Genomic DNA, 4,851 nt, shown 5'->3' with positions numbered 1-4,851 from the left:
GCGGTCCCGGAAACGGCCGGCGATGCGATGCGCCATGGGCAGCCAGGCGGCCACCAGTTCGTCGCGCAGGGCGTCCCGTTCGGGACCGTCTTCCAGAGCGGCGAGCCGGGCGAAGAGGGACGCCGTGTCGGGCGCGTCGTCGTGGCCGTGCCGGGACGCCGGACGAACGGCGTGCGTGGGCGTGCTGGACGGGCTGGAGGCTGCGTTGCTCGGCATGCGGAAGGACTCCTGGACGTATTCTCAGAACGCCCGGAATTCGGATTGCGGGCTGTTCTGAACGCTTGGTCAGGGGTGCCGCAACGAGGGGGTCCGGCGCCAGAGGGCCGGCAGCTCGGGGGAATCCCCGCTGGGCATGCGCCTCCGGTCCGAAGCACTGACCTCCGCCTGCCCCCGATCATGTCCCGCAAACCGCGTGCGTGATACGCATGGTGCCCGCCGGCAGCCGCAGCGGCTGCGGCGAGCGGACGGCGACAAGGTCTCGCGCTCTTGACCCTCACGTGGCGTCAGGCCGGACACTCGGTGCCGTGGAGGATCACTGGACCGTGGGACGCGTGGCCGAGTTGACCGACGTGAGCGTGCGCACGCTGCATCACTATGACGAGATCGGGCTCGTGCGACCGTCGGCGCGGACCGCGTCCGGATACCGGGCCTACTCGTCGGACGACGTGGAGCGGCTGCGCGGGGTACTGGCCTATCGACGGCTGGGCTTCGGACTGCGGGAGATCGCGGAGCTGGTCGGCGACCCGTCCGCCGACACGGTCGCACACCTGCGCCGACTGCGCGGTCTGATGCTGGAGCGACGTGATCACGCCGACGCCATGCTGGCGGCCATCGACAAGGAACTCCAGTCACGGGGGAAAGGACCGCGGGTGACACCGGAAGAGCAGCTGGAGACGCTCGGCGCACGGCTGTACGACACCATCGGCGGCGCTTACCCCGTGACACGGCGTACCGACCCGCGGATCGCCGCGCGGATCTGGAACGCGCTCGAGGACGCGCGGACCGTACTCAACGTCGGGGCCGGCACCGGCTCCTACGAACCCGCTGATCGTGACGTGACCGCGGTGGAGCCGTCGGCGGTCATGCGGAATCAGCGGCCTGCCGGCTCGGCGCCGTGCGTGGCCGCCGCCGCGGAGAGTCTGCCGTTCGAGGACCGGTCCTTCGACGTCGCGATGGCCGTCTCCACCGTGCACCACTGGCGGGACCCGATGGCGGGGCTGCGCGAGATGCGGCGCGTGGCCCGCCACGTGGTGGTGCTCACGTACGACACCGACGCGCCCGGATGGCAGGACCGGTTCTGGCTCACCCGCGACTACCTGCCTGAGTTCGCCGCCGTCCTCGCGGAATTCCCCTCACTCGGGGGGATGGCCGACGCGATCGGCGCCCGCGCCGAACCGGTACCCGTCCCGTGGGACTGCGCTGACGGCCTGTTCGAGGCGTACTGGCGCCGGCCGGGGGCGTACCTGGAGGATCGTGTGCGCCGTGCGATGTCGGTGTGGACGCGGGTCGGGCCGGAGGCCGAGCGGCGGGCGGTACGCAATCTCAGCGACGACCTCGACTCCGGCCGGTGGTCCGAACGCAACGGCCACCTCACCGGCCTCGACACGGCAGAACTCGGTCTCCGCCTGCTCGTGGCCTGACAGGTGCCACGGGTTCTCCGTCGAGGAGGCCACGGAGGCAGGCCTCGCCCGGCATCGTCCGGCAAGGTGAGATGCGAGAGCGTGCGAGTGCGCGCACCATGGCGGTGACACCGCTCGGCGGACGAAGACGTCGGGGCCGAGCGTTCCGGCCCTGTGCGAGCGCTGTGTGCCGGTGCGATCGCAGGTAGGCGCTACCGGTGCCGCGTGGGGCGGCTGTGTGCGACATCGTCCGTTCCCGCAGAGGGGGCTCCTCCGTGGCCGTCCACCATCAGTTGATCCGGCGTCCTCCGCACGTCGTATGGGCGGTGCTGGCCGATCCCGCGTGCTACGGGGAGTGGGTGGTGGGGCCCGCCGGGTCCGTGCCGCTCGACCGGACCTGGCCCGCCGTCGGTTCCAGGCTCTGCTACACCGTGCGGCTGGGTCCCTGGTCGGCCCAGGGGATCACGACGGTCCGCCACCAGGAATCCGGGAGCGAGCTGGAGCTTGGGGCCTCGTTCAAGCCGCTGGGCACGGCGAGGATCTTCCTCCAGCTCAGGCCCTGGGGCGAGGAGGAAACACTCGTCATCTGCGACGAGCACCCGCTGCGCGGCCTGGGCGGCATCCTCCACAACGCCGCGAGTGAAGCGCTGTTGCTGCTGCGGCACCGGGGCATGCTGGCCCGACTGGCCAGGTTCGTGGAAGAGGGTCGCGCCGAGGAGGCTCACGCCGGGGCCGGCCATGCCTGACGCGGTGGTGATCGGCGCCGGCCCCAACGGGCTGGTCGCGGCCGATCCGCTGACGGATGCCGGCTGGAGCGTGGAAGTCCTGGAGGCCCAGCAGGAGCCCGGGGGCGCCGTACGCGGCGACCGCGGTGTCCACCCCGACTACGGTCTCCGATCTCTTCAGCGCCTTCTCCCCGCCGGCCGCCGCGTCCCGGTCCTCGCCCGGCTGGATCTCGCGGCGGAGGGACTGCGGGGGAACCACGCCCCGCGCGTGCCGGCCCACCCGCTCAGGGACCCGGTTCGCCTCACAGATCGCCATGGGACAGGTACCCGATGAGCCGTTCGCCCTGCCGGGACAGATGACCACGGCAGATCCCAGCCGCTCACCCGCCGGCACCGAATCGGCGTGGGCCTGCACCCACGTCCCGCAGCACATCACCTCCGACGCCGGCCCCGACCGCGTCACCGGGCGCTGGGACGTCCGCGAGCAGCAGGCCGTGGCGGACCGGGTCGAGGCCCAGGTGGAGCGGTTCGCGCCCGGCTTCCGCACCCGGATCCTCGCCCGCCGGATCCTGGCCCCCACCACTCTCCAGGCGCTGGACGAGAACCTCCACAACGGCGCCATCGACAACGGCACCACCGCGCCGCACCAGCAGGCCGTCTCCCCTCCCGTCCCCGGCACCGGCCGGCCCGAAACCCCCGTCAAGGGCCTCTACCGCGCCTCCGCGGCCACCCATCCCGGCGGCGCAGTCCACGGAGCTCCCGGAGCGAACGCCGCCCGAGCAGCGCTCCGGCCCTGCCGGCCGACCGCCTTCCTCCACCGCGCACAACGGCTCTGAACCGCCCGCTCGGAAAGCCGGCGGACCGTGGTGTCGCGACGCCGCGCGGATGCCCCCGGATCAGCCGTCGCGAGGAGCCGGCCGCCAGGCGGCGGCCTCGTGCGGGGTAGGAGTCCGAGTGATGTCCCGAGATCCCATCTCCTCAGACTGGAGCCGACTTCTGTGACCGAACTTGATCCCTTCACCGACCTGCTCGACTGTCCGATGTGCGTCGTGACCGCGGAGGCCGGCGGGGAAAGAGCCGGCTGCCTGGTCGGCTTCGCCTCACAGTGCTCGATCCGACCCGCCCGGTTCGTGGTCTGGCTGTCCAAGGCCAACCGGACGTTCCGGGTCGCCGAGGGTGCCGAACGGCTCGCGGTCCATCTCCTCCGCCACGACCAGGACCGGCTGGCACGGCTCTTCGGCGGCGAGACCGGCGACCGCACCGACAAGTTCGCAGCCGTCCCGTGGCACCGGGGACCGGGCGGATCGCTGATCCTCGACGAGGCCCCCGCCTGGTTCGTCGGGCGCGTGGAGAACCAGATCGACGGCGGCGACCACGTCGGCTTCCTGCTCGCTCCGGAAGCGGCGGACAGACGCACAGGCGACGGAACCCGGCTGCTGACACTGAACGACACCCACGACATCACCCCGGGCCACCCGGCCGACTGAGCCGCGGACCGTGGCCGCCGTCCTCCTCGTCCGCCGCCCCGGACGCCTGGGCGGCAGGCGTTCACGCGGCGGGTTCCCGCTCCAGTTCCCGCTTGAGGGTGCGCAGGGTCGTCCCGATGTTGCGGGCCTGGAAGGCGGCGAACGTCCTGCCGGGGGTGACAAGCCGGTCGAAGGCGTCGGCCACGAGGGTCGGCCATGCCCGCCGGTCGAAGCGGTACCCCCAGGTGGCGACCGGCCCGCGCAGACGGGGACGGAGACGCCCGATCGCGTGGACGCGGATGGCGAAGCGGGGCACAGCTCTGTGGACGGCGTCGGGCGAGACGTCGATGACGATGCCGTCGCTCACGGTGACCACACGGGTCACTGCACGGCCTCTCGCCCAGACCTCAAGCCACTGCCAAGCAGGAATGACGTCGGGTGGCCATCCCCCACCGGGGACCGGAGATCCGCACCGGCAGGCGACAGGACTCGGGGGCGAGCGCGGGCCACGGCATCACGTCGGCGGCGACACGCCTGGAGTGCGGCCCGCCGGAAACTTCGCGCCGGGGAGAAACAGCCTTTCGCGAGGGGTCCGACGGACGCTCCGGGCCCGGAACTTCGTCGGCGTGCAAGGCGGACCGGGTTCACAGGTCATAATGGTGTGCTGCGGCTACACGTTCCGCAGGGCGGGATTACGAACCGACGGGACGTATCGCCCGTACCCTTGAACTACCAGTAGGGCGTCAAATGGCGGGCGCCCGCGACTGAAGGATCCACACCATGCTGATCGCTCAGCGTCCCTCGTTGACCGAAGAGGTCGTCGACGAGTTCCGCTCCCGGTTCGTGATCGAGCCGCTGGAGCCGGGCTTCGGCTACACCCTCGGCAACTCGCTGCGCCGCACCCTCCTGTCGTCGATCCCCGGCGCCGCTGTCACCAGCATCCGCGTCGACGGTGTCCTGCACGAGTTCACCACCGTGCCGGGCGTCAAGGAGGACGTCACCGACCTGATCCTCAACATCAAGCAGCTGGTCGTCTCCTCG

The 4,851-nt window shown here is 71.7% G+C and carries 5 protein-coding genes and 3 pseudogenes; 6 read left to right on the top strand and 2 right to left on the bottom strand.

What is annotated here, in order from left to right:
* Window positions 1-216 (bottom strand): annotated as a pseudogene (locus ACZ4O3_RS44000) (B/F/G family RNA polymerase sigma-70 factor); the annotation flags it as partial.
* A 326-nt stretch (window positions 217-542) separates the two neighbouring features.
* Between ACZ4O3_RS44000 and ACZ4O3_RS43995 the strand changes: the two are divergent.
* From ACZ4O3_RS43995 to ACZ4O3_RS43975, 5 genes and pseudogenes are all read left to right on the top strand, one after another.
* Window positions 543-1,640, top strand: a complete 1,098-nt coding sequence (locus ACZ4O3_RS43995) for a MerR family transcriptional regulator (protein WP_467728018.1) — start codon at window positions 543-545, stop codon at window positions 1,638-1,640.
* A 254-nt stretch (window positions 1,641-1,894) separates the two neighbouring features.
* Window positions 1,895-2,365, top strand: a complete 471-nt coding sequence (locus tag ACZ4O3_RS43990) for an SRPBCC family protein (RefSeq protein ID WP_467728016.1) — start codon at window positions 1,895-1,897, stop codon at window positions 2,363-2,365.
* A complete protein-coding gene (locus tag ACZ4O3_RS43985; protein WP_467728014.1) occupies window positions 2,358-2,678 on the top strand; it encodes an NAD(P)-binding protein in 321 nt (106 codons plus the stop codon). The genes ACZ4O3_RS43990 and ACZ4O3_RS43985 overlap by 8 nt, the downstream gene beginning before the upstream one ends.
* Window positions 2,635-3,180 (top strand): annotated as a pseudogene (locus ACZ4O3_RS43980) (phytoene desaturase family protein); the annotation flags it as partial. The gene ACZ4O3_RS43985 and the pseudogene ACZ4O3_RS43980, both read left to right, overlap by 44 nt.
* Window positions 3,181-3,342: 162 nt before the next feature.
* On the top strand, window positions 3,343-3,831 hold the full coding sequence (locus tag ACZ4O3_RS43975) for a flavin reductase family protein (RefSeq protein WP_362719865.1): 489 nt from the start codon (window positions 3,343-3,345) through the stop codon (window positions 3,829-3,831).
* Between the two features lie 61 nt (window positions 3,832-3,892).
* On the opposite strand, the gene ACZ4O3_RS43970 is transcribed toward ACZ4O3_RS43975, so the two are convergent.
* A complete protein-coding gene (locus ACZ4O3_RS43970) occupies window positions 3,893-4,186 on the bottom strand; it encodes a hypothetical protein (RefSeq protein ID WP_467728012.1) in 294 nt (97 codons plus the stop codon).
* Window positions 4,187-4,590: 404 nt separating this feature from the next.
* Here ACZ4O3_RS43970 and ACZ4O3_RS43965 point away from each other — a divergent pair.
* A pseudogene (locus ACZ4O3_RS43965) lies at window positions 4,591-4,851 on the top strand (DNA-directed RNA polymerase subunit alpha); the annotation flags it as partial.

The organism is Streptomyces sp. NPDC026515, assembly GCF_055567595.1.
Note: the sequence above shows the minus strand (reverse complement) of the source record. Positions and strands in the feature narration are given on the sequence as shown.